We start from the raw sequence: 26,456 nt of genomic DNA, 5'->3' as shown, positions 1-26,456 counted from the left end.
GGTTCACCCCGTGCTCACTCCCGGAGCCAGGCCGCGCAGCGCGGGACTCTCAGCCAAGCTTGTGGATAGTCATTGTTACTAAGGTCATTGCGTGACTGCGGGTGGTGCCCCGCTGGCACCGACGTACGAACCGGATGAGATTCCGACCGGACGGATAGCCGCGGGCATCGCCGGCCAGCTGTCTCTGCTGATGGTGGTGCCGCTGGCGATCCTGCCGGCGCTCGTCGCCCAGCTCGCTGGCGAGACCGATGCGGTGGCAGCGCGCGCGGTCGTGGCCTCGATGGTCGTGTGCGGTGGCACCACCCTGCTGCTGACCATGCGACTCGGGCGGCTCCGCAGCGAGAGTCTCTACGTGGCGACGGTGGACCTCGTCAGCCTGCCGTTCTGCATCCTGGCGCTGGCCAGCGGGGGCCCGGCCACGCTGGCGGCACTCGTCGTGGTCTCAGGGCTGTTCCAGATCGTCATCGGCCTGCGGCTCTCGTACCTGCGCCGCGTGGTGACGCCGCAGGTGAGGGGCACGGTGCTGATCCTGGCGTTCGCATCGCTGGTGCCGGTGCTCGCCGACGCAGGCACCTCGCTGGAAACCCGTCTCGACTGGTTCGTGCCCATCAGCGTGCTGGTGACCGTGGCAATCATCGTGGTCATCGCCCTGTGGGCACCGAGATCGTGGCGCATCTGGGCCCCGGCGGCGGGGGTGGGAGCGGGCCTGGTCGGGGCCATTGCTGTGGGTGCTTACGACTTCGACCTCGTGGCTGACGCTGCCTGGGTGGGCCTGGCCGACATCGGCAGCAGCCCGGGCATCGACATCCACTACCAGACCTTTGTGACGATGCTGCCCTCGTTCCTGATCGTCTCGTTCGCGATCCTCGTCCGCTCCCAAGGCGTCTCGTCGAACACCCGGCTGGTGTCGTGGCGGACGCCACGAGCCCTGGACTTCCGGGAGCTGCAGCGCGCCAACTGGCGCACCGGCGTCGGCACCATCCTGTCGGGTGCCGCGGGCTCCCTGCCGGTGACCATTGCCGGCGTGGGACCTGCGTTCATCAACCAGACCCGGTGCGCATCGCGCCGCGTGGGCATCGTCGCCGGCTGCTTCTTCCTGGTCGCCGCCTTCGTGCCCAAGCTGTGGGCGATTGCGGTCGCGATTCCGCGGCCGATCTTGGCCGCCTATGTCATCGTGGCCCTGGTGCCCCTGGTGGTGCGCGTCGTCATCAGCTCGGTGCAGCGGCTGCGCAGCGTACGTGACGCTGTGCTCATCGTGGCGCCGCTCGCCGTCGGGTTGAGCGTGGAGTTCGGGGTGCTCTCGCTCCCGCAGGGTGCGGTGTGGGAGGCCATCTCGCAGAACGGGTTGACCGCGGGAAGCCTGATTCTGGTCATCGCTGCCGTGGCGAACAGCTTGATGGACCGGCGGGCAAGCATCGAAATCGAGCTCACCGCTGCGAGCACCGCCGAGCTGCGGCAGTTCGTGACGGCATTCGCACAGCGACGCGGGTGCAACGCCCGCAGCGTCGAGCGACTGGAGGCCGTCGCGGAGGAGGCGCTCGCGGTGATCAGCGAGCAGTCCCCGTCCGCGCTTGCCGGCCTGCGGCGCTGGGCGCAGGTGACGCTCGGCATCAACGGGTCGCGGGCCACGCTGGAGTTCGTGTGCGCTCCGAGCGGCGGCCAGAACTTGGAAGAGCGCATCGCACTGCTGGCCGAACCGGAAGCCGAGACTGTCGAGACCGCGATCGAGCGGGACGCCGCGGTGCGGCTGCTGCGGCACTACGCCAGCGACGTCGGCCACCGCCAGTACCTCGAGGCGGAGATCCTCACGGCTGTCGTGGCGGTTCGCGGGTCGCGCCACCGGCAGTGGCTCTTGGAGCGTCAGGGGCGGACTTCGTAATAGAGGTTCGCGGCGTCGTTGAAGTCGTGCTCGGTGAAGCGTGTGAATCCTGCGGCTGCAGTCATCTCCCGGGCTTTGTCGGGGTAGAGGCCGAGGGTGCCCAATCCCATGCCGCCAGGTTCGCTCAGCGCCGATTGCAGGCAGCTCGTGATGGAGAAGCCGTAGAACATGGCCAGCATTGGGTTGCGCTGATCGAGGTTGAAGTCGCCCTTGGAGCGGATGTCCTTGATGAGCAGCGTGCCGTCGGCGTCGAGTGCGGCCCGGATGGCATCCAGCGCGATGTCGGGACGGGGCATGTCGTGGAGGCAGTCGAACGTGAGCGCTAGATCGAAGTCGCCTGTGGCGGGCACGTCGGCAGCGCCGGCCTCGATGAACGTCGTGTTCTCCAGACCCGCGTCCTCCGCACGTTCGGTCGCCTGCTGTACGGCGATGGCCGACGGATCGAAGCCGACGACCTCGGAATTGGGCCACTTCTCTGCGATCAAGCAGGCCGACACGCCCGCTCCGCAGCCGACGTCCAGCACCTTGGCGCCGCGTTCCAGCTTGTCCACGACGCCGTCGAGACCGTTCAGGATGACCGAGGTGAGATTCTGGCGGCTGAATGGCCCGGTGGTGCGGGCAAGGCCGGCTGCCGCCCGGGGACCTTGCTGCTCGTAGGTCATGCCGATGCCGGTGCGGAACGAGTCGAGGATCAGATCCAGGACCTGGTCGCCGAGTCCTCCGCGAAAGGCGCCCATGGCGAAGTGCAGCGAGCCCTCTTCGTCGACGAGCAGTGCCTCGGCCTCGGCCGACAGCGAAAAGGCGCCATCGTCGTGATCGACGAGGCCGGCCGCTGCCACGCCATAGAGCCACTCGCGCACCAGCCTCTCTGCCAGACCGGTCGCCTCAGCCAGGTCATGGCTCGTGGCGGGCTGGGTCTCCGAGAGGGCGGTGAACAGCCCCAGTTGGTCGCCGATGTGCAGCATCGCCGACACCATCTCGCCCTTCTTGTACGTCCACACCTGGAAGGCGAGCTTCTTCAGGAGGTCGGGATCGATATCACGCCGCTCGGTTGCAGTCTCAGCCATCCGCTAGAAGCTACTCGCCACGTTGCCGCCGCTCCCTGGCCGGGAGTTCAGTTGCTGCAGAGGGGATCGTCGCCGGCGGGGGGCTGGTGGAAGCACAAGATCGCCTCGACGCCGACGTAGGTGAACTCCCACGGCTCGGGCACCGGGCCTTGCCGGCCGCCGTCAGGCGGGTAGCTGGGAATCCAGCCGTGCTTCTTGGCATTGGCGAAGTTGTCGGCCGATATCCACCTGTAGGCGGGGGACGAGCCGAAGTGACGGTGACCTGCTTGGCCGATGTCGATCGCGTATCCCGTGTGGTGCTTGGAGTATCCCGGCGGCGCTGACATCTTCAGCCGCTCTGCCAGATCGTCCAACTCGTACGGCGTTTCGAGCGGCCGAAGGAATATCTCTCGCTGATACCGGTGCCCCCGGTAGGCGGACTTCAGCTCCAACTCGAAACCGTGGTCGGCAGCGTCCTGCTGCAGAGCCAGCCATGCAGCAGCGGCAGGCCGCTGCAGCGCTAGCCCGTCATCGATGAGGCGCATCAACGCGTAGTTCGCGGGGAGCGGCCGGCGCTGGTAGCCGCGCTCGACGGCCTCAGCACGAATGTGCTCGTCCATCTCCGCCGACTCGGTGATCGCCGGCGTGGCCGAGATCGACGACAGGTTCGGCAGCGCAGCCATCCGGAACAGCTCGTTGAACTCCTGCCCAGTGAAGTGCGGGAAGGACAGGGAGTCGACGCCGGCGGGCGCGGGCTCGCGCCAGCGGGACTTGGGCTCGTCGATGAGCGTCGGGGGTGCCCACGGTCCGGTGATCGGTTCGTCGACCCGCGCGTGCGTCTCGGCGACGACGGCCCCGAGAGCCGGCGGCGCCATGAGAGATGCCAGACCGAAGGTGAGCGCTGCGACGACCCACCGGCAGCGTCGCCAGCACGGGGACGGGACGTCAGACAACACCAGCGGGTTCATCCGTGCCCACGAGCGTGCGGTACAGGTCGGCGTAGAGGCCATGTGCGGCGAGCAGATCGTGATGGCGTCCCTGCTCGACGAGGCGGCCGCGATCGAGCACCAGGATCTGATCGGCGTCGGTGATCGTCGAGAGCCGGTGCGCGATGACCACCGCCGTCCGGCCGGCGAGCGCAGTTGCGAGCGCGCTCTGCACTAACGCCTCGTTCTCGCTGTCCAGGTGGCTCGTGGCCTCGTCGAGCACCATGATCGCCGGACGCTTCAACAGCACCCGCGCAATAGCGAGACGCTGTTTCTCGCCGCCTGAGAGCCGGTAGCCGCGTTCGCCCACCACGGTGTCCCAGCCGTCGGGCATGCTCTCGATCAGCTCGTCGATGTGCGCCGCCCTGCAGGCCTCGGCGAGTTCTTCGTCAGTGGCGCCAGGCCGGGCATAGCGCAGGTTCGCCGCAATGGTGTCGTGGAACAGATGCGGATCCTGGGAGACGACACCGATGCAGCCGCGCAACGAACCTTGCGTGACATCGCGCACGTCGTGCCCGTCGACGGACACCGAGCCGCTGTCGACGTCGTATAGGCGGGCAACGAGCGCGGCGAGCGTCGTCTTGCCGGCACCCGAAGGCCCGACGAGCGCAACCGTCTGGCCGGGCTCGATGACTGCAGACACCCCGTCGAGTACCGGACCGGTCGCAGCGTCGCTGTGCTGTCCGGGCGTCGCCGGCGCGTCGCTGTGCTGTCCGGGCGTCGCTGGCGCGTCGCTGTGCTGTCCGGGCGTCGCTGGCGCGCCGCCCAACTCGAGCAGCATCTCATCGTCGGCAGTGGGGTAGCTGAAGGTCACGTCCTGCAGTTCGATACGACCGTCCACGGCGCCGAGTTCGATGGCATCTGAGCGGTCCGCAATCGGGTTCGGCAGGTCGAGCACTGCGAACACGCGCTCGAACGAGACCAGCGCCGTCATCACGTCGACTCGGGCGTTCGTCAGGCTGGTCAGCGGCGTGTAGATCCGCACCACCATCAGCCCCATGGCCACCAGCGTCCCGACGGTCAGCGCGCCCGAGATCACCAGGTGCGCGCCGACCCAATACAGCATCGCAGCGCCGACCGCCCCCACGAGGCTCAGGCCGATGAAGAACGCTCGCCCGTAGAGCGCGCTGCGCACGCCGATATCGCGCACGGTTCGCGCAGTGCGGCTGAACCCGGCCCGCTCGACGTCATGTTGCCCGAACAGCTTGACGAGCAGCGCGCCGGCCACGTTGAGGCGCTCGGTCATCACCGTATTCATCGTGGCGTTGTGCTCCATGCCCTGGCGAGTCAGCGCTTGGAGGCGCCGGCCCACTCGCTTGGTCGGCGCAATGAACACCGGCAGCAGCGCTAGTGCGAGCAGCGTCAGACGCCACTCCAGCGCCAGCATCGCCACCAGCGTCGTGGCGAGCACGATCGTGTTGGACACCACCGAGCTGAGCGTGCCCGTGAACGCCCGCTGGGCGCCGATGACGTCGTTGTTCATGCGGCTGATCAGCGACCCTGTCTGCACATGTGTGAAGAAGGCGACCGGCATTCGCTGCACGTGGTCGTACAGGCTGACTCGCAGGTCGAAGATCAGGCCCTCGCCGATGCGTGCCGACCACCAGCGCTCGATGAACGACAGCCCGGCCTCGCAGAACGCCGCCGCCACGATGATCGCAGCCAGCACGTTCAGCTGCGACCGGTCTCCCGCCGGGATGGCCTCGTCGATGATGCGCCCGAACAGGATCGGCGGTACCAGGAACGCCAGCGCGCCGAGCAGTTGCGCCGTGAGGAATCCCGACAGCATCGCCCGGTACGGCCGCGCCAACGCTGCTGCCCGGCGGACCGTGCCCGGCGCTATGTGGCGTCCCTCGACGCCGGCTGGGTCGTGGCCCATCGCGCCGTGGGCAGATGCCATCGATCGCATGCATCGAACGATACGAGCCGCTCCGCGAACCGCAGCGGCAGCGCGGCCCAGGCAGGTCTAGACGTAGGGCCAGCGACGTTTTGAAGCGGGCGTCTCGGCCGAGGCGCCGTCGGGCGGTGTCGGCTCAGTGAGCGCCCAGCGGCGGCGCCACGCCGATGCCGTGGGCCCCTCGAGGCCGGGGCTGTCTGCGCTGTGCAGGCGCCGGCGGGCTGCGAACCAGTTTCCCGTGGCGGTCTCGTCGGCGAGCCCCTCCACCGCGGCCTGCAGCCGCCGCGTGAAGCGGCGGTTGTTCTCGCCCTCACCGAAGTTCAGCGGGCGCCCGAAATTGATCACGGATCGGGCACGCCTGGGCCACGCACGCCCCTTGCGCAGGATGTCGAAGGTGCCCCGGATGTGCACGGGCACCACCGGCACCCCGGCCTGCTTGGCCAGGAATGCCGCGCCGGGTCGGAACTGCTGACCCCAGCCGTCACGGGAACGGCCACCCTCGGGGTAGATCACCAGGCTCCAGCCGTTGCGCAGCAGCGTCACCGCTTTGTCGATGGTGCGACGGTTGAGCGCGGTCCGCTCGATGGGGATGGCGCCGACGAACAGTGCAGAGATCGCCGACGACGCGCGGTTGCCGAAGAAGTAGTCGGCCGCAGCCCCGACCACCAGCCGGTTGCACCACGGCTCGGGAACAGAGGTGGCGATCACCGCTGTATCGACATGACTCTGGTGATTGGCAGCGAACACCGCCGGCCCGTCGAGTTCGCTGAGCCGGTCCACTCCCTTGATCGTCGGCTGGGCGTAGTAGCGCACCAACCCGCGCACGATGGTGTCACGCGCCACCCGCCGGGCAACCCGCGCGGGGAAGCGTCGAGCCCAGTCGGTGTCGTAATTCGCACCCACGTTGACCGGCAGGGGTGTCTGCCCCTGCGGGGTCGCGGCGGCTCGCAGCGGGAACTCGGCGCCGCGCATGATGCGCGTCACCGATGCTTTGGTGCGCTGGGCTCGCTTGGCCCCGAGGTGGGAGACGCCCGGCTTCTCAGACGACATCGGCCATCAGCATTGGCGGATTGTGAAAGTGCGTGATCGACGGGTCGCGTCCGACCACGTCGGTGGCCATCTCCAGCGCATCATTCAGCGTCGAAGCAGATCGGAAGCCCATGCGCTGGACGGCGGCCTTGTCGCCGCCGACGATGATCACCCCACCGAGGTGCTCAAGAGCATGCGCGCACCAGTACCACATGTAGAACGGATGCACGCCGTGGTATGCGTACGACGTCCGGTACAGGTGCCGGTACCACTCGTCTTCGGCATAGCGCTTCTCGTACCGATGCTCGATGATCGCCGGATCGGTGGTGTCGGCCAGCACCTCTTCGAAGAAGTCGATGTAGCTGGGATGGTGCACCGGGTGGAACTCCCACGGCGTGGGGTGCGTCATGATCACCACGCCGCCTTGGCGGACGAGCGGTTTGCCCCGGTACAGATTGAAGAAGTATCCGAGTCCCAGGCACGCCACCAGGATCGGGTTCATGATCGAGTTGACGTTGTAGGGGCAGATGTAGGGCAGCCCCATCGTCATCACGTCGGTCTGGCCCTCCACCCGCACCAGGTGCTGGCGGTAGACGTTCTCCAGCGTCTGGCGGTGGACGGCCTCGACCTCGCCGGCCTGCACCGACGTCAGCCCGTACGGCGCCCGGATCCCTTGGAAGATGCGCCGGGCCTGCCGGCGGGACATCAGGTCCAGCGCCGTCTTGGTGCCCATCAGCATCATGCGGTCTCGCGGCGTCATCTCCCACTCGCGCCGCTTCAGGAAGTCGTACGGCGACGGGAACTCGTTGTTGTTGAGCGTCGTCTCGATCTGGAACACCTTCACGCCGGCTTCTGCCAGCAGGCGTCCCTGGCGCCAGTTGCGGGTGTGCAGCTCGGAGTTCTCGGGGTCCATGAACGATGTCGAGTGCAGCATCGTGTGCACGTTGTGGTGGTGGCGCAGCGCCGTGTAGGGCGACAGGCCGGTGGCCACGCTCTTGTGGCCGCCGTCCATCGACACCAGGTTGATGTTGACGTACACCAGCAGGTCCGATTCAACCGCCCGCGTGGAGATCACCACCTCTTCGCCGGCCTCGGTAGTCCCCAAGTGGGTGAGCGCGTCAGGGTCCTCGGCGTCGAAGTTGTAGAGCTGGCCGTGGGGCGCGAAGGCGTCGTACACGCGGTCGCCGACTGCGTGCCGCAGCTCCGCTTCAGTCATGCGGCGATGCAGCGCGAGCGCGGCGATGAGTTCGACGTCATCGACGCCGGCAGAGGCCGCCATGTCGAGTACCTGCTCGATGATCCGGCCGCGGATGTCGGGGGCGGCCATCGGGGGCAGCGGCAGTGAGAGGTCGTCGAAGGCGATGGTCAGCTTCATTCCCGGCTGCATGTAGGCGGCGAGCGGATCGCGATCGCCCAGCGGATTGGCCAAGGCTTCGGCGATGGCGCGCTCGGGATCGCGCACCGGGTCCAGCGGTTCGTTGGGATACACGACCCGGCTGCCGACGGGCAGCTTCTCCAAGCGGAGTCCCTCGCCGTGGTGGAACAGGATCGGCGGAGTCGTCCGGTCCACCTCGAGGACGAGGCCCTTGCGCGCCGTCACCGTCGAGATCCTTCAGCCCGGACCCGGCGGGACCGATGCGTGCGGTCGAGGCGGTCGGTGTTGGCGCGTACCCGGAACGGCGGCGCGATGGGCAGCAGGGGCCGGGGGCCGCCGGGGGAGCGTTCCCAGTTCTCGCACAGCCATCCCCGTTTGTCGGCGATGGTCACGAGCCGGGTCTCGGGATTGACGGCCACCGGGTAGCCCACGGCCTCCAGCATGGGCATGTCCGAGGCTGCGTCGGCGTACGCCACGCCCTGTGCCAAGTCGAGTCCCTCCTCCGCTGCCCAGTCCACCATCATCTGGGCTCGCACTTCGCCGGTGGGCGGCACATCGATCATCTCGCCGGTATAGCGCCCCTCGCGGCTGTCAATGCGCGCTGCGATGATGTGGTCGAACAGCGGCGCCAGCGGCTGGACCGCCAATTCGAGGGCACCGGTGATGAGCACCGTGCGATGCCCGGCGGCCCGATGCTCGCGCACCCGTCGCAGGCCCGCCGGGAATGCCTTCGTCAGGAACAGGTGGCTGAGCATTTCGGCCGCATCGGCGTCGAGCTGACCCACCGATGCACCCCGGTAGCGCCGGTAGAAGTAGCGCAGGAAATCGGTGCGGTCGCGGCGGTCCCGTCGCCACAGCCCGGGAGTCTCCGCGAGGGTGCGCAGGGCGAAGCGCACTCGCTGGGGAGTGTCCAGCCGCCGGGTGGCGAGCCACGCGTAGGTCTCGACCACGTTGCTGGCGATCAGCGTGTTCTCGAGGTCGAATGCCGCGAAGTGGCGCGCCGGGTCCAGCACTGCAGCTCGCAGGCGCTCATTGCGGCTCGGCCCGGTGCGGGGTTGGGGAGTGGTCTTGACGCGTGCCTGGGCAATGACCGTGGGCAGGTGCACATCGGCGATGTAGGCGGCCCAGTCGATGACCCGCGGATCAAAACCGAACCTGTCGCGGTCGGCCGGAGTCAGCGACTCCCACAGCTCGGTGGTGCGGTCGATCTCGTACAGCGCCTCGCACTTGCCGTAAGCGCCGTACAGCAGGACGTAGTCACGGATCTGCTCGAGCCCGGCCCGCCGCTGAGCAAGCCGGACGGTGAAGTCATTGCGGCCGCGCATCGGGAGGTGATTGACGATCTTCTCCGCGGTGTTGAAGACCGTCATGGCTCGGTCGAGCTGCTCTTCGAGGCCGCTCGCTCCCGCGTAGCGCCACTGGGTGCTGGCCGTGGGATGACCCTTGGAGTCATAGACAGGATGATCCTGGAACCACTGCATGGTCGTCTCGGTCAGCACCTTGAAGCGAAGCGGGTTGACGGCGCCTGAGGCCACTTGGAAGATCTCCGGCTCGGACGCCGGTCCGCGCGCAGCCACGGCGATGATCGCGGCAGCGACCATGTCGACCGGGATGACGTCGATGATGCCCTCGGGGTAGCCCGGGAAGGTATCGAGCTCGCCCTTCGCGAACGAAACGAACAGTGGCTCGGCCATGCGGAAGCCACGGATCCAGCCCGGCGACGGCTCCGCGAAGGCCGATTCGATGATGGACGGGCGAACGATCGAGATCGGCACGTCGCCTTGCAGCTCCACCAGCGCCTGCTCGCCGAGCGCTTTGGAATACGTATAGACGTCGGGCCATCCCAGCGAGGTCGCACGGCTGCGGCCGGCCAGGACCATCTCGTCGTCCACCCATTCCCGCCTCAGCTGTTCGGTCTTGGCCGCCAGCATCGGCAGGCCAGCGGGGCCGAGTTCTTCGCGCGCGTCGCGATGGAATCGGCGCAGGCGCTCGGGGGAGCGGCTGGCGGCGTCGAGATCGGCGCGGGTCCGGCGGGCGGCGGACACCTCGGCCCGCCAGTCGACGTCCATCGAGAACGGCGTGTCGGCCAGGAAGACCTCGGCCGCCGAGCCCCGCCGGTTCCCGGCGACGTAGCACGTCGACACGGCAATGAAGTGAGGAGTCGTGCCCTGGGACTGGCAGGCCTCGAGCAGGCGGTTCGGGCCGAGCAGGTTCGTCTCGATCGATGCGTCGAGCGGGCTGTCGAAGCTGACGGTGGCGGCCGAATGGATGATGACGTCGCAGCTGCAGAACAGCTCGAGGTCCTCTGGGGACAGGCCGAGGCCGTCGACGCTGACGTCGCCGGACACCGTCGTGATGCGCCGGCTGCAGATCTCATCGAAGTCGCTGCCCCACGCAGTGCGAAGGCGCTCGAAGGCATCGTTGCGCAGAATCTCGCGCTGCACGCGCCGGTTGACGTCGGTGCGGCGTCCCGGCCGCACCAGCAGCACGAGCTCGCAGTCGGGCACCGAGCGCAGCAGCCGCTCGACAAGCGCCGTGCCCAAGAAACCGGTTGCACCGGTGATGGCGATGCGCTTTGCGGCCAACGCGTCGGCGATCACGACGTGTTGTTTAGCCCCAATGGGCGCCGGATACGCGCACGACCACCCGATTCAGCCTTCGGCAAGCTCGGCGAAGAGCCGGGCGCACGCCCTGACGGCCCGCCAGCCGCATGACAGGGCGTACCGCTCGTAGTCGCTTCCGGGGGGCCCGAACGTGGCCAGGTCGCGGCATGCCGGTGCGTCGGCAGCGCCGCAGCGCTCCCACAGCTGATCCAGGTAGTCGTCGTGGCCGGGCGGCGCATCCTGGGGCGACCGGCCGGCGAGAGCCGGCGGAGCGCCGTCGTCACCCACCAGCAACACGCAGTCTCGTGTTGTGCGTCCGCCGCAGGTCCAGCCGAAACTGGCGTACGCCGATCCGCCTGGCGCAGACAGCACCAACTGCGAGCAGGCACGGCTGCTGCCGTCGCCGCATGCCGCCCACCAGCCGTCCAATTCGGGAATGTTCCCTGGCGCCGGAAACTCAGGATCGAACTCGATGCCCAGCAGGCCCGCATCGGCGCCTGGCTCGCCGAGCAGCACGCTGCAGTGCAGGTTCTCGCGCCCCCCGCAGCTGAACGCGAAGGCTTCATAGTCGCTGCCCGCGGGCGACTCGTACAGCAGGGCGTTGCAGGCGCTGGCCGAGCCCTGCCCGCACACCACCCAGAGTTCGTCGAGCGCTGGATCGTCGCCAGGCGGGCTGTCGTCTGGATCGAAAAGCGCAGGCGCACGCACGAGCGCTGCGGGCAAGGCCGCGTCGCGCTGCTGCGCAGGGGAGCGCTTCGCGGTGTCCGGCGGTGTGGTGGATCGTGGAGTGCCGGTGTCGAGCGAGCAGATATCGCGGGCGATGTCGGCGAGCGGCTCATCGGCTGGGTCGAGCGGCAACGACAGCTCCGCCGCGTCGTACAGGCCGAGGGCAGCGGCCAGGCGCTCACGCTCGCATGCGGTGAGGTCATCGCCGCCGCTCGACTCGCTGCCGCTCGATGCCGGTCCGGTACCGCTGCACGCCGCAGACAGCACCACCGCTGCAGCACACACAGCGAGCGCCCGGCGCAGTGTCACGCCAGCTTCGCGACTGTGCTTCTGAACCGCTGCGCTGGCGGTGCGGCAGATCATTGGCGCTGTGTCACGCCAGCTTCGCGGCGATGGACCCCACCGAGCGCAGGGCAGTGCCGTCGGCACCTTGCGTCATGAAGCGACGTGTGGGCCCCGCCAGCGCCTCGGCGATGAGGTCGTCGAGCAGCTCGATGAGGCTGTCGCCCTCGTGAGACCAGAAGTACCAGCTCAGCGATCCGGGGATCGGATTGATCTCGTTCACCCACAAGCCGGCCGGGTCATCGCCGCCGTCCCACAGGAAGTCGATGCGCATGACGGATCTAGCCATGACGAGATGGCTCACTTCGGTTGCCGCGGCGCGCAGCGCTGTCTCGATCGGTTCTGGGAGCACCGCCGGCAGCTCGCGTGGCGCCGTCGCCATGCCGCCTCCGCCGGTGAGGTATTTCTCGGCGTAGGTGTAGATCGTGCTGTCGCTGCGCAGCGGCCGTTCCACGGCGCTCAGCCGCAGCTCCGGCCAGGTCCGCACCGAGATGTTCAGATCGATGATGTCGTCGAGGTAGTGCTGCACGACGGCGCCGTCTCGCAACAGCGGCGACGACCGTGCCAGCGCCTGGGCTGTGGCGAGGTCGTCGACGATCTCGATGCCGATCGACGATCCCCCGAAACGCGGCTTCACGATGAGCGGCCCGTCAGTCAGCTCCGCGGCTGCATCTTCGCCGGGCAACTCCTCGGTGAGCAGCCAGAGGGGCAGCGTGGGCAGGCCGGCGGCTTCGGTGGCCCCGCTGAACGCCAGTTTGTCCATGCAGATGGCGGCGCTGCGCTGCCCGGGACCGGTGTAGGCCAGTCCCGTGAGGTCCAGCAGGGCCGGCAAGCCGCCGTCCTCGCCGGGGCCGCCATGACAGCAGTTGACCACCACGTCAACCGGAACCGGTCGGCGACGCCGGTCAGCCCGCACGAATCCCCCGCTGGGATGGGCTGCCAGCTCCACTCCGGACGCCGAGCGCGGCAGACCTTCGGCGAAGGCCGACGCCTCGATATCGGGCGGCACTTCGTGCCATGTGCCGACCGGCGACCAGTACAGCGCCACCGGGCTGCGTCCGGCATCGGCGAGCGCGTGCACCGCCTGCAAACCCGTCAGGATCGAGATGTCATGTTCAGGCGACGGTCCGCCGAAGCAGACGCCGGCGCGGGTCATGGGCACACCAGCGAGGTTCTTCGGCACTCCGCCATGTGCGCCATGTTCTCATGGACGGGAGGCGCTCAGGGGTAGTGGTCCGGGAGGTCGTTCTCGTAAAGGACGGCATCGCCGGGACCGAGATGCGCGCGCACCCACTTCACCGCTTCCTCTCGGTCTGCCATGCAGCGAACTGTGGCGCGATCGTCGGTGCGGTCGTGGATCAAGCTGCGTGCGCCGCGACCGCGCGTCGCTCGGCGCGCGGTGCTTCGGTCCCAGCCGGCAGCACCGCCCACCAGCGCAGTCCGGTTGGTCCGGCCCACGATGAGCACGTCGTCGGCAATCTCCGCGGCATGCTCGCCGAGCTGACGGTTCTCATGTGCCTGACTGCGGCCGAGCTCGACCATGCCTGGCGTGACCACCGCGCGCCGGCCCGCATCGGTATTCGCCAGCATGGACAGGGCAGCGCGGGCCCCGGCGGGATTGGAGTTGTAGGTGTCGTCGATGACCATGACCCCCCCGGGACTGCGCCCGGCAGTACGGCGGTGGTCGGGTGTCGGCAGGTCGCCCAAGCGGCTGGCGATGTCTGCGTCGGAGACTCCCAGGACCGATGCCGCAGCCACGGCGCAAGCGACATTCGCCGGCGCTGCGCCGCCGAGCGGTCCGACGGCGATCTCCCTGCCGAACAATGTGATGCGACGCGAGACGGCAGCCTCGTTGACGAATGCGCCGGCTGGCGCAGGGCTAGGCGCATTGACGGGCAGCACCGTCACATCAGCGCTCGGATCCTGCGTGGAGCATCGGATGACTCGCAGGCCCGAGGCGGCCAACCGGTCGGCCTCTGCGCTCAATCCGTAGGCGTCGATGTTGAGAATTGCGGTGCGACTCGTTGCGAAGATCTCTGCCTTGGCCGCCACAATGCGGTCGAGGCTGCCAAAGCGCTCGAGATGGACCGGGCCGATTGAGGCCAGTATCGACACTGACGGGCGCACCCAGCGAGTCATAGCGGCGATCTCGCCTGCGCCGAAGGTGCCCATCTCAGCGACGAATACTTCGGTGCCGGGCACCAGGTGCTCATTGACGCTGCGACATATCCCTGCGGTGTTGTTGAAGCTGGCCGGCGTCGCCACCACCGCTCGGGACCCCTCGACCAACTGGCGGAGGTAGCCCTTGATGGTGGTCTTGCCGTAGGAGCCGGTCACCGCCACCCGCACGGGATCGACGTCGTCGAGGCGCTGCTGGGCGCGGTGCACCCAGCGGCGAGACAGCACGGCTTCCAGCGGTGTCAGGATTGCCATCGAGACGTCAACCCACAGCGGCATGCCGAACAGCAGCACCGCCACCACCGGTTCGGCCAGCCCCACCAGCAGACCGATGCCCACCAGCACCGCCCACAGCAACGTCAGCGTTGTGGCGACCGTGAAGAGCCGGCGTGTCCATGCCAGCGGGCTGGACCGCCCGCGAATGTCGAGGCCTTGGGGTCCGACGGCGACGGCGGCCGCGGTGATCGCCGGTGCCCACCAGAACGTGCCGCTCAGCACCACGCCCACGGCCGCGGCGAGCGCCAGCACACGGTTGTTCCTGTCGAGCAGCCACCAGCGCCGCGCGAAACGCGACGTTCGCCCCACGCCGTAGTGCTCACGCTGGGCGACTCGCAGCCAGCGGCTGGCCGAGATCATGCCGGCGACCACCGACGTCCAGAGCAGGATCTGGTTCATGCGAGCGACTCACACCGACGATTGATTGCCGCAGACAGGGCCGCTGGCGCCTCGGTCGGCACGAAGTGATCGGCACCGTCGAGCACCGTCAGACGTGCGACTGCCAGCATCCTCGCTGCTCGTTCGGCGACCTCGGGTGGCACTTCATCATCATTGCGGCCCCACAGCAACTCCACTGGCTGGGAGATGGCGTCGAGCTGCGTTTCGTAGGTCTCGTTCACGGCGGCAACGAGCACGTCGCGCATCACGCCGGAGGCGTTCCGGTAGTCGGCGCTGCCGAATCGCTGCCGCATGCGCTCCATAGCGGCCTCGCCGAGCAGGCCGCGGCGGTGCAGCCCGCGGGCGAGTCGATACCGCAGCGCCGGCTTCGTTGCCGGGCGGTCTGCGCGGCGCAGCAGCGGCACGCCGCACAGCACCAGCGACGCGACGCGTTCGGGCCGGCGAACTGCGAGCTCGACAGCAATCCGTCCGCCGAAGCTGTGGCCCACCACGACCATGCGGGCCGCGCAGTCGTCGAGCACCGGTTCGATCAGATCGGCATACGCAGCAGCGCCGCCCGCGGCCGGCGGCGCAGGGCTGGCACCGAAACCCGGCAGGTCGAGGGCGACAGCACCGATGTCCGCACGTGATTGGACGAGATCGGCCAGGGCCGTGTCGAAGTCGGCGTGGCTGCGGCCCCAGCCGTGCAGGGCCAGCACATCGGCCGGTTGATCACCGAGGCGACTGCCGAACAGGGCGCCGCCGGCAAAGCTGGCGAGTGGGCTCAGCGCGCGAGCACCCCGGAATCGGGCTCAGGGTGCGAGCGGTTGATGGCTGACAGCAGCGCTCGGAAGCTGGCCGTGACGATGTTCGGGTGCAGCGCGGCGCCCCAGTACACGTCTCGCGACGGGGTCTCGATCTCCACGTACGCCGCGGCGGTGGCGTCTGCGCCTGCCCCCACGGCGTGCTCGTGGTAGTCGACCAGGCTGACCTCGATGCCGAGCGCGTCGGCCAGTGCGGTCTTGAACGCAGAGAGCGGGCCGTTGCCGCGCCCCTTCGCCCGCACCTCTCCGTCGGGCCCCTTGATGGTCGCTTCCACCTCGGACTCGTCGGACGACTCGGAGTCGAAGTAGCTGCGGTGGCCGAGGTAGGTGTACGGCGATTCGGCATGCAGGTAGGTCTCGTCGAAGGTCTTCTTGATGGCCTCCGGCAGAATCTCGCCGCCCTCGTCGGTGATCGCCTGGATGACGCTGCTGAACTCGATCTGCAGCCGCCGCGGCAGGTCGAGGCCGAAGCTGTTCTTCATCACGTAGGCCACGCCACCCTTGCCCGACTGGCTGTTCACGCGGATCACGTCCTGATAGGTGCGTCCCACATGCGCTGGATCGATCGGCAGGTAGGGCACCTCCCAGAAGTCGTAGTCGTCCGCCAGCGCTTCGAAGCCCTTCTTGATGGCGTCCTGGTGGCTGCCGCTGAACGCCGTGTACACCAGGTCGCCGCCGTAGGGGTGGCGCGGATGCACCGGGAGCTGGTTGCAGTACTCGGCGATGCGGCGCAGGTGGTCGATGTGGCTGATGTCCAGCTCGGGGTCGACGCCCTGGCTGAACAGGTTCATCGCCAGCGTGATGATGTCGACATTGCCGGTGCGCTCGCCGTTGCCGAACAGCGTGCCCTCGACCCGGTCTGCTCCTGCCATCACGCCGAACTCTGCGGCCGCCACGCCGCAGCCGCGGTCGTTGTGGGGGTGCAGCGACAGCACGACAGCATCGCGGTTGTCTACGTTTCGGTGGAAGTACTCGATGAGGTCGCCGTAGGTGTTCGGGGTCGCCATCTCGACGGTGGCCGGCAGGTTCAAGATGATCGGGTCCTCGGCGGTGGCGCCCCACTCGGCGCTGACCGCATTGCACACCTCGAGCGCGTAGTCGATCTCGGTCCCCGTGAACGACTCAGGCGAGTACTCGAAGCGAATCTCGCCGCCCTCGTGCTGTTGCGCCAGCTCCTTGCACAGCCGTGTGCCCGAGATGGCGATGTCGGAGATGCCCTCGGTGTCCAGCCGGTACACCACCCTGCGCTGCAGCTCCGAGGTCGGGTTGTACAGGTGCACGATTGCCTTCTTGGCTCCGGCGATCGATTCATAGGTCCGCTCGATCAGCTCGGGCCGGCTCTGCGTGAGCACCTGGATCCAAACGTCGTCGGGTACCAGGTCTTCCTCGACCAGCATGCGGCAGAACTCGAAGTCGGGTGCGGAGGCTGACGGGAACCCCACCTCGATCTCCTTGAACCCCATCTCGACGAGCACCTCGAACATCTGGCGCTTGCGGGGGACATCCATCGGGTCGATCAGGGCCTGGTTGCCGTCGCGCAGGTCCACCGAGCACCACAGCGGTGCCTCGGCGATGATCTTGTCGGGCCAGGTGCGGTCCGGCAGATGCGCGGGATATGCATAGGTGCCATAGAGGTGGAACGGCATCGAGCTCGGTTGCTGGGCGCTGATGCGCTTGACGTCTGCCATGGGGATCTCCTGCGGTTGGGGCGGTCGTTCGGGTTCTGGTGAATCAGATCGGTCGGGTTCGGGTCACGAAAAAACCCCCTGGCCCGGAGGCGCAGGAGGTTGGGCGAGGACCTGTGCGGTCCTCGCCTAGGTAAGAAGGAGCAGTCCGGTAGCGGAATGCGGTGCGGTGTGAGTCGAGACGCGAATCACGCAGAACATGCTACCAGTGACGGCTAGCGGCGGCGGTCGGCGTGGAGGGCCAGCATCAGCTGGTGGAGATCGGCACCGCAGTGCTTGGTCCATTCGCCGTCGCTGCCGAGCTCCCAGCGTGCGATGCCGTCGTCGAGGTACATGTCGGTGAGCTCGCTGAGCTCGGTCACGAGCGCAGGTGCCTCCACGGGCGCCAGCGCCTCGACGCGGTAGCGCAGGTTCCGCGGCATGGCGTCCGCCGAGCCCAGCAAAATCGTGTAGCCCCGGTCCGGTTTCCCGAACCTGTACACCCGGCTGTGCTCCAAGAAGCGGCCCACGATGCTGCGCACCGAGATGCTCTCGCTCATGCCCTCGACGCCCGGCACCAGGCAGCAGATGCCGCGCACCACGAGGTCGATGCGGCAGCCCTGTTGCGATGCCTCGTAGAGCGCGTCGATCACCTCGTTGTCGACGATGGCGTTCATCTTCATGAAGATGTGGCCGTCGGGTTCGGCGGCTTCGGCTGCGATGTGCTTGACCAGGGATTGGCCGAGAGAGTGCGGTGCGACGGCCAGCTTGCGGTAGTCGGTCTTGCGGCTGTAGCCGGTGAGCGAGTTGAACAGTGCAGCCACGTCGGCTGCGAAATCCCTGTCCGCGGTGAGCAGTCCGAAGTCCTCGTAGATGCGGGCGGTGTCGGCGTTGAAGTTGCCGGTGCCGACGAAGCAGTAATGCGCGATGCCTCGGGACTCACGCCGCACCACCATGGCCAGCTTGCAGTGGGTCTTCAGACCCACGACGCCGTAGGCGACATGCACGCCGGCGCGTTCAAGCAGCCGCGCCCATTCGATGTTGGCGTGCTCATCGAAGCGTGCCTTCAGCTCGACCACGACGACCACCTGCTTGCCGCGCTCCGCAGCCCGTATGAGCGAGTTGACGAGGCGAGTCCGCTCTGAGGTCCGGTACATCGTCAGCTTGATGGCGAGCACATCGGGGTCGTCGGCGGCCTGGCGGATGAACGCGTCGAGACTGGTCGTGAACGACTCGTAGGGCAGATGCACCAGGATGTCCTGCCGCCTGAGGACATCGAAGACGTCGACGCCCGTCTCGGATTCCTCCGCGGTTGTGCGCTGGCCTCCGGTGCCGCCGGCCAGCAGCGCACTGGCTTCGGTAGTCGCGCGCAGCGGCAGCGGCGTCCTCGGGTTGTGGGGCGGCGTCTTGAGATCGTCGCGGTCGATGTCGTACAGCTCGAACAGGTCCGACAGGCCGAGCAGTCCCTTCGAGGTGTAGACGTCGTCGTGGGTCAGCTTCAGCTCGCGGGTCAGCATGTCCAGCGCATCGCTGCCCAGGTCGGGCGCAGCCTCCAGGCGTACGGCGCCGCCGAAGCGCCGCTGGCGCAGCTCGAGCTCCATGTGCTTGAGCAGGTCGTCGGTCTCGGTGTCGTCGATGTCGAGATCCGCATCGCGGGTGACCCGGAACGTGCTGTGGCTGAGCAGTTTCACGCCCGGGAACAAATCGCCCAAGTGTCCGGCGATGACCGATTCAAGCGTGATGAAGCGGTTCTCGTCAGGCAGGGCCAAAAAGCGCGGCAGGATCGGCGGCACTTTCACACGTGCGAATGACGGCCCGCTTCGGGAATGCTCGACGAACACGGCGAGGTTCAGCGACAGGTCCGAGATGTAGGGAAAGGGATGAGCCGGATCGACGGCAAGCGGGGTCAGCACCGGAAAGACCTGCTCGCTGAAGAGCTCAGCCACCCATGCGCGGCCGGTGGCATCGAGATCGTCAGGCTCCACGAAGCAGATTCCCTCGGCGGCCAGCGCTGGCCGCAGTTCCTCTTCGAACAGCGATGAAGCGTCGTGGAGCTGCTGGGCCGCTGCCGCCCGGATCGCCTCGAGCTGCGCCCGTGGGGTCAGGCCGTCAGCGCCGGCTTGGCGCACCCCGGCCTCGATGGAATCGAGCACCGTGGGCACCCGCACCTGGAAGAACTCGTCGAGGTTCGACGCGTGGATGGCGACGAACTTGATGCGCTCGAGGAGCGGCAGTTCCCGATCATGCGCAAGCGCCAGGACACGATGATTGAAGTCCAGCCAAGACAGTTCTCGGTTGAGGTAGCGCTTGGGTGATCGGGCCCCGTTGGCGGCGGACATGACGGCTCAAGCCCCTGTGCGGTTGGCGCAAGGCGCCGTGGGGCGAAGCACCCTGCGCTCGTGAGAGTACGCAATCGGCATCGCTGTCCACAAGTGGCGGAGAGTCCCTGTGGACAACCGCCGGAACAGCCGCAGGTCACATCGGCGCGAACTCGAACGCGTCGCGGACCACGACGTCGGTGCCGATGAACTCGGTTTGCGTCATCTCGACCATGAGTTCGGGGTCAGTGCTGCGGGCCCACTGCCGCCCGTTCGGCGTTCGCACCGCTGCCAGGGCCACTTCGGGAGCCTCCCGGCCGTGCATGACGGTGTATGCCTCGATGGCGGCATCGCCGGTGTAGTCGGCATCGAGATCGACGGACGGGAACTGGTCGATCTCGTCCTGGCAGTTCTGATGGCGGAACCCGCCCTCTGGCGGGGTCGTGGAGTAGATGCCGAAAGCGTGCTTGGTGAGATAGCCGCCGTTCGCCGAGCACAGCCCGACGCTGCCGGGTTCTTCCCGGAGCTGGCCCGCCATCGTGGCGATCGAATGGCCGACGTAGTTGTTGAGCGGACCACCGGCGAAGGTGAGGCCCCCGGTCAGTGTCAGGTCGCGGTCGAGATCGAGGCCCAGCTCGGTGGCCGAAATCTGTACCGCCGAGGGGAAGCACGAGTACAGGTCGACGTAGTCGATGTCGTCGACGCCGACACCGGCTAGCTCCATGACGCGGCGACCGGCCACACGGATGGCAGGCGAGCCGTGCAGGTCGCCTCGATTGGACACGAAATCGGTGTCGCGCCCGTCGGTGCCCGCGTGCGGGAACAGCCACCGATCACGTGGGACACCTGCCGAGGCGGCCGCCTCGGCGGAGCACACGATGAGCGCTGCAGCGAGGTCGAGGTCCCAGTTGGAGTTCATGCACTTCGTGTAGGGAAAACCGATGAACCGGTTCGACGGGCTCGGTTCGCGGATCTCCTCTGCCGTCATCGGCGTGCGGACCCAGGCGTACGGGTTGGCGACGGCGGCCCGGTTGAACTTCTCCCACATCGCCGCAACGCGGTCGCGATGCTGGTCGTGGGTCTCGCCGCGTGAGGCCCTGAAGGCCGACTCGAACATCGGGTACAGGTTGATGGGGTCCCGCAGGCCCCGCTCGACCTCGACCTTGTTGTTCATCACGACGTCGACGCCCAGCACTTCGTCGGGCACCTTGTCGGTCTGGGCGGTGTAGGGGATGCGTTGGTCTGCCCGGCGCGCACGCCGGCGGCTCCAGATCCCTTCGGCCCCGGCGATCAGCACGACATCGGCCTCGCCGGCGGCAATGCGGCTGCACGCCATGTTCACCAGGGACTGCGGGACGTTGCCGCCGTCGGTGGAGAGGCCGGTCTTGCCGGAGGCCCCGAAGCGTTCGTTGAGCAGCGCGGCTGGGTCCGAGTACGGCCAGGCGCCCTTCACGACCCATGTGTGCGTGGCCCGGCTGGTCAAGCCCGGGGCGCCTGCGTCGTGCGCGGCCGCGGCCAGCGCCTCGGCCATCATCGCGACCGGTTCGAGCGCCTCGACAGGAACCTCAGGGCGCTGCTTGAACTGTCCTGCACCGACGAGGACCGGGGTGCGAGGATCGATCTGGCTGTCTGTCATGGCGATGCGGCCTCGTGGTCGGGAACTGCGGGGTGAACGGGACGCGACGTTAGCGAACGGCGTTCTGGCGGGGCCGGGCTGGGTGTCCCGGTCACCTGTGCGGCGCAGCGGCATTGCACTTGACGGGCGGCAGTAGCGTCGCGGGCGGGAGGCCGCCGGTGGCCAAGTTGCCCGATCACTACGCAGCGCTTGGTGTACGCCCCGACGCGGATGCGGCAGAGATACGTCGCGCATGGATCCGGGCGGCCCGTGCCAATCATCCCGATCAGCGCGGCGATGTCAACCAGGAGCAGACGGAGCGCTCGGATCGGCGCATGCGGGCGGTCAACGAGGCGTGGCGGGTGCTGGGGCGAGCGGAGTCGCGCCGCTCCTACGACGAGGAACGCGCAGCTGCAGCGCCGCGACCGCCTCAGCCGTCATCGCCTGCGGGACCGAGCCCGCCTACGGGCAGCGCTGGCACCGGTCAGAGTGCGGCCGATGACCCGTGGTTCGACGACGCCCCGACTGTGGAGCCTGGCGGGCCGGGCGGCTTCGTGGTGCGTCATCGCAGCGCGGCGCTGGTGGTGCGGGTGCTGCCCTGGCTGGCGATCGCCGTCGTCGGCGTGGTGATCTTCGTGGCCAGCGCGTACATGACCGCCGACACCAACCAGGATCCCTCCAGGGTCGCGGCGCTGGAGGTCGGGGAGTGCTTCTGGCAGGCACCCAACGGCGCGCTGCGCACGGTCGACTGCGAGCGGGCGCAGTCCGACGGCGTGCTGGATCAGATCATCACGATGTCGCCTGGGGACCGGTGTCGCCATCCCGATGCCGTGATTCACCCGGCACCGATCGCGGGCCGCCGGCTCTGCCTGGTGCCGGTCGATCGCTGGGAGCCGCGCGTCGCGGAGTAACCGCCGTCAGCCGTGTTCGGTGAGCAGGAGGCGTACGCCCAGATTGTGCTCGGGCGGCACGATGAACATCGCGTCCTGCGGCTCGCCGCCCCCGCACACGCCCACCCGCTGTGCGCCGGGCACGAGGCCGGGATCGTCGATCTGGAAGTGCAGCAGTTGCAGGCGGCCGGAGCGGTTGCCCATCCAGTGGGCCAAGTTGGCCTCGGTCGGCTGGATGAGCTTCAGGTTCCACGGGCCTGACTGCAGATCCACGCCGGCGCCGACGTTGGGGTCCTTCCACTCGTCGGTCCGCTCCATGCCGAGCGGTCCTTCGAACATGGCGGCGGTGGCCTGCACGTCAGCCGTCAGGTGAACGACCGTTGCGATCCTCGTGGTGCTCGCGTGACGGGTGGGCGGCAGCGGCGGGGCGTCGTCCCAGCCCCCGCCTCCGTCCCACGCGACCTGGATCACGATGCCCCAGCTCTGCTTGGGATGCAGGAATGCCTCTTTCCAATCTGGATTCGACTCGTTGACGCCGATCACCTCGTAGCCGGCGGCGCGCAGCGCACCGACGGTGTCGTCGAAGTCCGGCGTCTTGAAGGTGAAGTGGTGCGGCCCCGGACCGTTGCGTGCCAGGAAGCGGCGCAGGAAGTCGCTGCCGGGGTGCTCGATCGGCTCGAGTATCTCGATCCTGGCCCCGCCGTCGAAGCTCACTTGGCAGAAGTAGAAGTCGTCGCCGGCTTGCGATGCCGGGTCGTTGTCCGGGCCGCCGATCCAACGACCGCCCAGGTCGCGGCTGTAGCGGATCACGTTGTCCCAGGCGCGTTCGCTGACCACGGCCACGTGGTCCATGGCGAGCTTGTCGGTCGGCATGGCGGGTGAGGCTACGCAGACCGCTCAGGCGGTGCTCACGGGCATGCCGCGTGCGATGTCGTCGGCTTCCATCATGGCGGCGGCCAGTCGCTCGTACATCTCGGCTCGCCGGGCCGGGTCGCTGCGGCCGAGGGGAGCGATCTCGCTCGGATCGCCCGCAGTGTCGAACAGCTGCTCAGCGCCGTCGCTGTGCCGGGTCAGCCGCAGGTCTGAGGTGACCAGCGTGCGGGTCTTGACCGGCGTCAGCACCTTCATGGACAGCGCGCCCGGGAAGTCGTCCTCGATGAGCACCTCGTCGCGCACGGTTGCCGACGGGTCGTCCAGCACCGGCACGAGGCTTCTGCCCCCGATGCCCTCGTAGGAGGGCACCCCGGCCAGGTCCATCAGCGTGGGGCCGAGGTCGATGCTGCCGGCCAGCGATTCGGTGCGACCCGGCGAACGGCGGGGGTCGACGATCACGTACGGCACCGCGAGCGTGCCGCGGTAGTGCAGGAAGCCCTTCAGCATCAGCCCGTGGTCGCCCATCATGTCGCCGTGGTCGCTGGTGAACACGATGATCGTGTTGTCCGCCTGGCCGAGCCTGCCGAGGGCAGCCAGGATCTGGCCAATGCCTTCGTCGATCATCTCGATCATGCCGTAGGTGGCGGCTGTCGCTTCTCGCAGCATCTGCCGGTCGCCGGCCACCCCGCAGGGCGTCACCCAGTGACGCTGGCTGGCCGGGTGGAGCCGGCTGATGGCCTGCACGTAGCGGGGGGCTCCGTCCAGCGGGTCGTCGACGCTGGACGGCAGCTCCATGTCATCGGGGCTGTGGCGGTCGAACCACTTGCCCGGAGGAGACATGGGGTGGTGCGGGTCTGGGTATGAGGCCCACGCCAGCCACGGCTGGGCCCGGCTGGCGGCATCTTCGATGAAGGCGATGGTCCGCTCGGTCACAAATGTCGTGGAATGGAACTCGGGGCCGTAGGGCGGTTGGTAGATCTGCCACCAGCGATCCGATCGCCGCCGGGCGGGCGACTCCGCGGTCATGGGCACCATGAGATCTTCGAGCCGTCCGCCCCGGTCCAGCGCCCACAGCAGGTGGTGGCCGCTGACACGTGCGCCGTGGTCGATGGACAGCTCGACCTGGGAGAACCCGTAGAAGCTGTCGGGAAACTCCGGCGCGCTGTCGAGGTAGCGCTCGGCGTGCTCCAACGTGTCCCAGCCTGAAGGCCAGTAGTCATCGATGGCGGGTTCGGACAGGCCAGACGGGAACACTGCATTGCGGGACATGCCGTGCTGCAGGTGGGACTTGCCGATGAGCGCTGTGCGGTAACCCGCCTGGCGGAACTGGCGGACGTGGGTATTGGCGCCGGGCTCCAGCGACCGGTCGTTGAAGACCACGCCGTGAGCGCTGGGCATGCGCCCCGTCATGATCGTGGAGCGGTTGGGCATGCAGACCGGGTTCGCCACCCAGGCGTTGTCGAACACCATCCCCCGCGCTGCGAGCGCGTCGAGGTTGGGCGTGCGGACGACTTCGTTGCCGCCGAAGCCGGTGTGATCGGCCCGCTGCTGGTCGGTGATGATGAACAGCACATTGGGCTGCGATGCAGCGCCGTTTGCGCGAGCGGTCATGGCGAATTCCCGTCGATGGTGTGGCGAAGAGGTGTGGCTGGGGATGTTCGGATCGGCTCAGCCGAAGTTCATGGCTGCCGGGTTGCCGCCGTCCACTACCACGGTCTGGCCGGTGATGGACTCGGCCTCGCACAGCATCACGGTGGCGTTGGCGATGTCGATCGGGCTGCCCACCTGGCCGAGCAACGCGCCTCGGCGAGCTCCTTCGGAGATCTCGTCGGGCAGGCGCGCCGCCATGCGGGTGCCTTCCACCAGTCCCGGTGCCACGCAGTTGACGGTGACCGCCGGGGACATTGCCACGGCCAGGCAGTGGGTGAGGTGGATGAGTGCCGCTTTCGAGCAGCTGTAGGCGATGCTGCTGGAGCCGGGGAACAGCCCGCCGACCGAGGCGATGTTCACGACCCGGCCGCCGCCGTCGGCCTGCAGCAGCTCCGCCAGTGCCCGGGTCAGCAGGTACGGCCCCCGCAGGTTGGTCTCCTGCACACGATCCCACGTGGCCGAGTCCAGCGTTTCGAGGTTGCGGAACGGGATGCCGATGTTCCACGCGGCGTTGTTGACCAGCACGTCGCAGCGGCCCCCTTCAGCCACGACCGCCGCGGCGGCGTCGATGGAGGCCTCGTCGCGTTGATCGAGCTGCAGCACATCGGCAGCACGGCCCGCCGCGCGCACCAGATCGGCACTCGTATTCGCGCGCTCGAGGTCGCCCACGTAGGTCACGATCACGTCGGCGCCGGCCGCGGCCAGCGCTTCGCATATGGCGCGCCCGATGTCGCCGGAACCACCGGTGACAACGGCCAGCTTTCCTGTCAGGTCCATGTTCGACTGCCTTTCGATCAGCGCCGCGTGCTGTTCAGTGCCCTGGACTGTTGCACCCGCTCAGTTGGCGACCAGTTCGGCCATGGCCGCGAGCAGCGTCGGCGGGCCTGAGAGCTGCAGCACCGTCACCACCGTGTCGTCCCAGCGCCGCAGGTCTGCCGCGATCTTGTCCATCGGGCCGATGAGCGCGACTTCCTCGACCAGCTCGATGGGGATGGTCCCGGCAGCTTCCTGCTTGTGGCCGGTGAGGTACATGTCCTGCACCTCGTCTGCGATGTGCTGGTAGCCCATCCGGCAGAAGACGTCGTAGTGGAAGTTGGCGTCGCGGGCGCCCATCCCGCCCATGTACAGCGCCAGCATCGGGCGGATCCGGTTCGCGGCGCGCTCGATGTCATCGTCGGGCACGACGCTCATCGGGCAAACCACCTCGAAATCGGCATCGGCAGGGATCCGGCCATCGTCGCCGATCAGCGGCTTGCCTGCGGCCGCGAAGCCGGCGTTCAGCGCATCCACGTAGAACTGGTTGTCCTTGGGGGCGAAGAACAGCGGCAGCCAGCCTTCGCACAGCTCGGCTGCGAGGGCCACGTTGCGAGGCCCTTCGGCGCCGAGGTAGATGGGCACGTCGGCGCGCAATGGATGCACAGTGGACTTCAGCGGCTTGCCGAGGCCCATGCCGCCCGGGTAGGGCATCTGGTAGTGGTCGCCGCTGAAGCTGACGGGCTTGTCGCGCTCGAGGATGGCCCGGACGATCTCGATGTACTCGCGGGTGCGGGCCAGCGGGCGGGGGTAGGGCTGGCCGTACCAGCCCTCGACCACCTGGGGGCCGCTGACGCCGAGGCCCAGGATGAACCTGCCGCCGCTGAGGTGGTCCATCGTGATCGCCGCCATGCCCACTGCGGCCGGCGTGCGCGCGGAGATCTGGATGATGCCGGTGCCGAGGCCGATGCGCTCGGTGTGGCTGCCCCACCACGCCAGCGGCGTCAGCGCGTCCGAGCCGTAGGCCTCCGCGGTCCAGAACGAGTGAAAGCCGAGCTGCTCGGCGAGCTGCAGCGTCTCCAACGCATCGGGCGGCGGACCAGCCGCCCAGTAGCCGACTCCGGTTGCAAGCTTCATGTCACGCCGCCTTGTGG

Annotated in this window: 19 protein-coding genes; 2 read left to right on the top strand and 17 right to left on the bottom strand. The window is 68.2% G+C overall.

The genetic code is table 11. The features are described from left to right. Window positions 1–91 precede the first annotated feature (91 nt). A complete protein-coding gene (locus ACOGI5_RS15815) occupies window positions 92–1,879 on the top strand; it encodes a solute carrier family 23 protein (protein WP_419865362.1) in 1,788 nt (595 codons plus the stop codon). Here the strand turns inward: ACOGI5_RS15815 and ACOGI5_RS15810 are convergent. From ACOGI5_RS15810 to ACOGI5_RS15750, 13 genes are all read right to left on the bottom strand, one after another. Beyond that, on the bottom strand, window positions 1,861–2,946 hold the full coding sequence (locus ACOGI5_RS15810; RefSeq protein ID WP_419865361.1) for a class I SAM-dependent methyltransferase: 1,086 nt from the start codon (window positions 2,944–2,946) through the stop codon (window positions 1,861–1,863). The two genes, ACOGI5_RS15815 and ACOGI5_RS15810, sit on opposite strands and share 19 nt — an antisense overlap. A 47-nt stretch (window positions 2,947–2,993) precedes the next feature. After that, on the bottom strand, window positions 2,994–3,800 hold the full coding sequence (locus ACOGI5_RS15805; RefSeq protein ID WP_419865360.1) for a M15 family metallopeptidase: 807 nt from the start codon (window positions 3,798–3,800) through the stop codon (window positions 2,994–2,996). 70 nt (window positions 3,801–3,870) lie between these two features. Then, on the bottom strand, window positions 3,871–5,820 hold the full coding sequence (locus tag ACOGI5_RS15800; protein WP_419865359.1) for an ABC transporter ATP-binding protein: 1,950 nt from the start codon (window positions 5,818–5,820) through the stop codon (window positions 3,871–3,873). Between the two features lie 57 nt (window positions 5,821–5,877). Next, window positions 5,878–6,858 carry a lysophospholipid acyltransferase family protein gene (locus ACOGI5_RS15795; RefSeq protein WP_419865358.1) on the bottom strand — a complete coding sequence of 327 codons (981 nt, stop codon included), beginning with the start codon at window positions 6,856–6,858 and terminating at the stop codon, window positions 5,878–5,880. Then, on the bottom strand, window positions 6,848–8,437 hold the full coding sequence (locus ACOGI5_RS15790) for a lactate racemase domain-containing protein (RefSeq protein WP_419865357.1): 1,590 nt from the start codon (window positions 8,435–8,437) through the stop codon (window positions 6,848–6,850). Before ACOGI5_RS15790 ends, ACOGI5_RS15795 begins: the two co-directional genes overlap by 11 nt. Next, window positions 8,434–10,812, bottom strand: a complete 2,379-nt coding sequence (locus ACOGI5_RS15785) for an HAD-IB family hydrolase (protein ID WP_419865356.1) — start codon at window positions 10,810–10,812, stop codon at window positions 8,434–8,436. The genes ACOGI5_RS15790 and ACOGI5_RS15785 overlap by 4 nt, the downstream gene beginning before the upstream one ends. Before the next feature lie 51 nt (window positions 10,813–10,863). After that, window positions 10,864–11,850: a hypothetical protein gene (locus ACOGI5_RS15780; protein ID WP_419865355.1), complete on the bottom strand. Its 987-nt coding sequence runs from the start codon at window positions 11,848–11,850 to the stop codon at window positions 10,864–10,866. A 64-nt stretch (window positions 11,851–11,914) separates the two neighbouring features. Then, window positions 11,915–13,039 carry a hypothetical protein gene (locus ACOGI5_RS15775; RefSeq protein WP_419865354.1) on the bottom strand — a complete coding sequence of 375 codons (1,125 nt, stop codon included), beginning with the start codon at window positions 13,037–13,039 and terminating at the stop codon, window positions 11,915–11,917. Window positions 13,040–13,104: 65 nt separating this feature from the next. Then, the gene (locus ACOGI5_RS15770) at window positions 13,105–14,736 is read right to left on the bottom strand and encodes a Mur ligase family protein (protein ID WP_419865353.1); all 1,632 of its coding nucleotides are present in this window, start codon (window positions 14,734–14,736) and stop codon (window positions 13,105–13,107) included. Next, window positions 14,733–15,434 (bottom strand): alpha/beta fold hydrolase, encoded by a 702-nt coding sequence (locus ACOGI5_RS15765; RefSeq protein ID WP_419865352.1) that lies wholly within the window; start codon window positions 15,432–15,434, stop codon window positions 14,733–14,735. The genes ACOGI5_RS15770 and ACOGI5_RS15765 overlap by 4 nt, the downstream gene beginning before the upstream one ends. 65 nt (window positions 15,435–15,499) lie before the next feature. Further along, entirely contained in the window at window positions 15,500–17,227 is a 1,728-nt protein-coding gene (gene leuA, locus ACOGI5_RS15760; protein ID WP_419865351.1) for a 2-isopropylmalate synthase, read from the bottom strand. Window positions 17,228–17,439: 212 nt separating this feature from the next. Beyond that, window positions 17,440–19,542 (bottom strand): polyphosphate kinase 1, encoded by a 2,103-nt coding sequence (gene ppk1, locus ACOGI5_RS15755; RefSeq protein ID WP_419865350.1) that lies wholly within the window; start codon window positions 19,540–19,542, stop codon window positions 17,440–17,442. Window positions 19,543–19,678: 136 nt separating this feature from the next. Beyond that, window positions 19,679–21,157 (bottom strand): acetyl-CoA acetyltransferase, encoded by a 1,479-nt coding sequence (locus ACOGI5_RS15750; protein ID WP_419865349.1) that lies wholly within the window; start codon window positions 21,155–21,157, stop codon window positions 19,679–19,681. A gap of 158 nt (window positions 21,158–21,315) precedes the next feature. Here ACOGI5_RS15750 and ACOGI5_RS15745 point away from each other — a divergent pair, with 158 nt between their 5' ends. Continuing rightward, window positions 21,316–22,047, top strand: a complete 732-nt coding sequence (locus ACOGI5_RS15745; RefSeq protein WP_419865348.1) for a J domain-containing protein — start codon at window positions 21,316–21,318, stop codon at window positions 22,045–22,047. Between the two features lie 6 nt (window positions 22,048–22,053). Here ACOGI5_RS15745 and ACOGI5_RS15740 read toward each other — a convergent pair whose 3' ends face one another. From ACOGI5_RS15740 to ACOGI5_RS15725, 4 genes are read right to left on the bottom strand one after another with little or no spacing between them, the layout of a single operon-like run. Continuing rightward, a complete protein-coding gene (locus ACOGI5_RS15740; protein ID WP_419865347.1) occupies window positions 22,054–22,899 on the bottom strand; it encodes a VOC family protein in 846 nt (281 codons plus the stop codon). 24 nt (window positions 22,900–22,923) lie between these two features. Beyond that, entirely contained in the window at window positions 22,924–24,510 is a 1,587-nt protein-coding gene (locus ACOGI5_RS15735; RefSeq protein WP_419865346.1) for a sulfatase, read from the bottom strand. A 57-nt stretch (window positions 24,511–24,567) separates the two neighbouring features. Beyond that, on the bottom strand, window positions 24,568–25,326 hold the full coding sequence (locus ACOGI5_RS15730; RefSeq protein ID WP_419865345.1) for an SDR family NAD(P)-dependent oxidoreductase: 759 nt from the start codon (window positions 25,324–25,326) through the stop codon (window positions 24,568–24,570). A 60-nt stretch (window positions 25,327–25,386) separates the two neighbouring features. Beyond that, a complete protein-coding gene (locus tag ACOGI5_RS15725; protein ID WP_419865344.1) occupies window positions 25,387–26,439 on the bottom strand; it encodes an LLM class F420-dependent oxidoreductase in 1,053 nt (350 codons plus the stop codon). Window positions 26,440–26,456: the final 17 nt, after the last annotated feature.

The organism is Candidatus Poriferisodalis sp., from assembly GCF_965208925.1.
Taxonomy (GTDB): domain Bacteria; phylum Actinomycetota; class Acidimicrobiia; order Acidimicrobiales; family Poriferisodalaceae; genus Poriferisodalis.
Note: the sequence above shows the minus strand (reverse complement) of the source record. Positions and strands in the feature narration are given on the sequence as shown.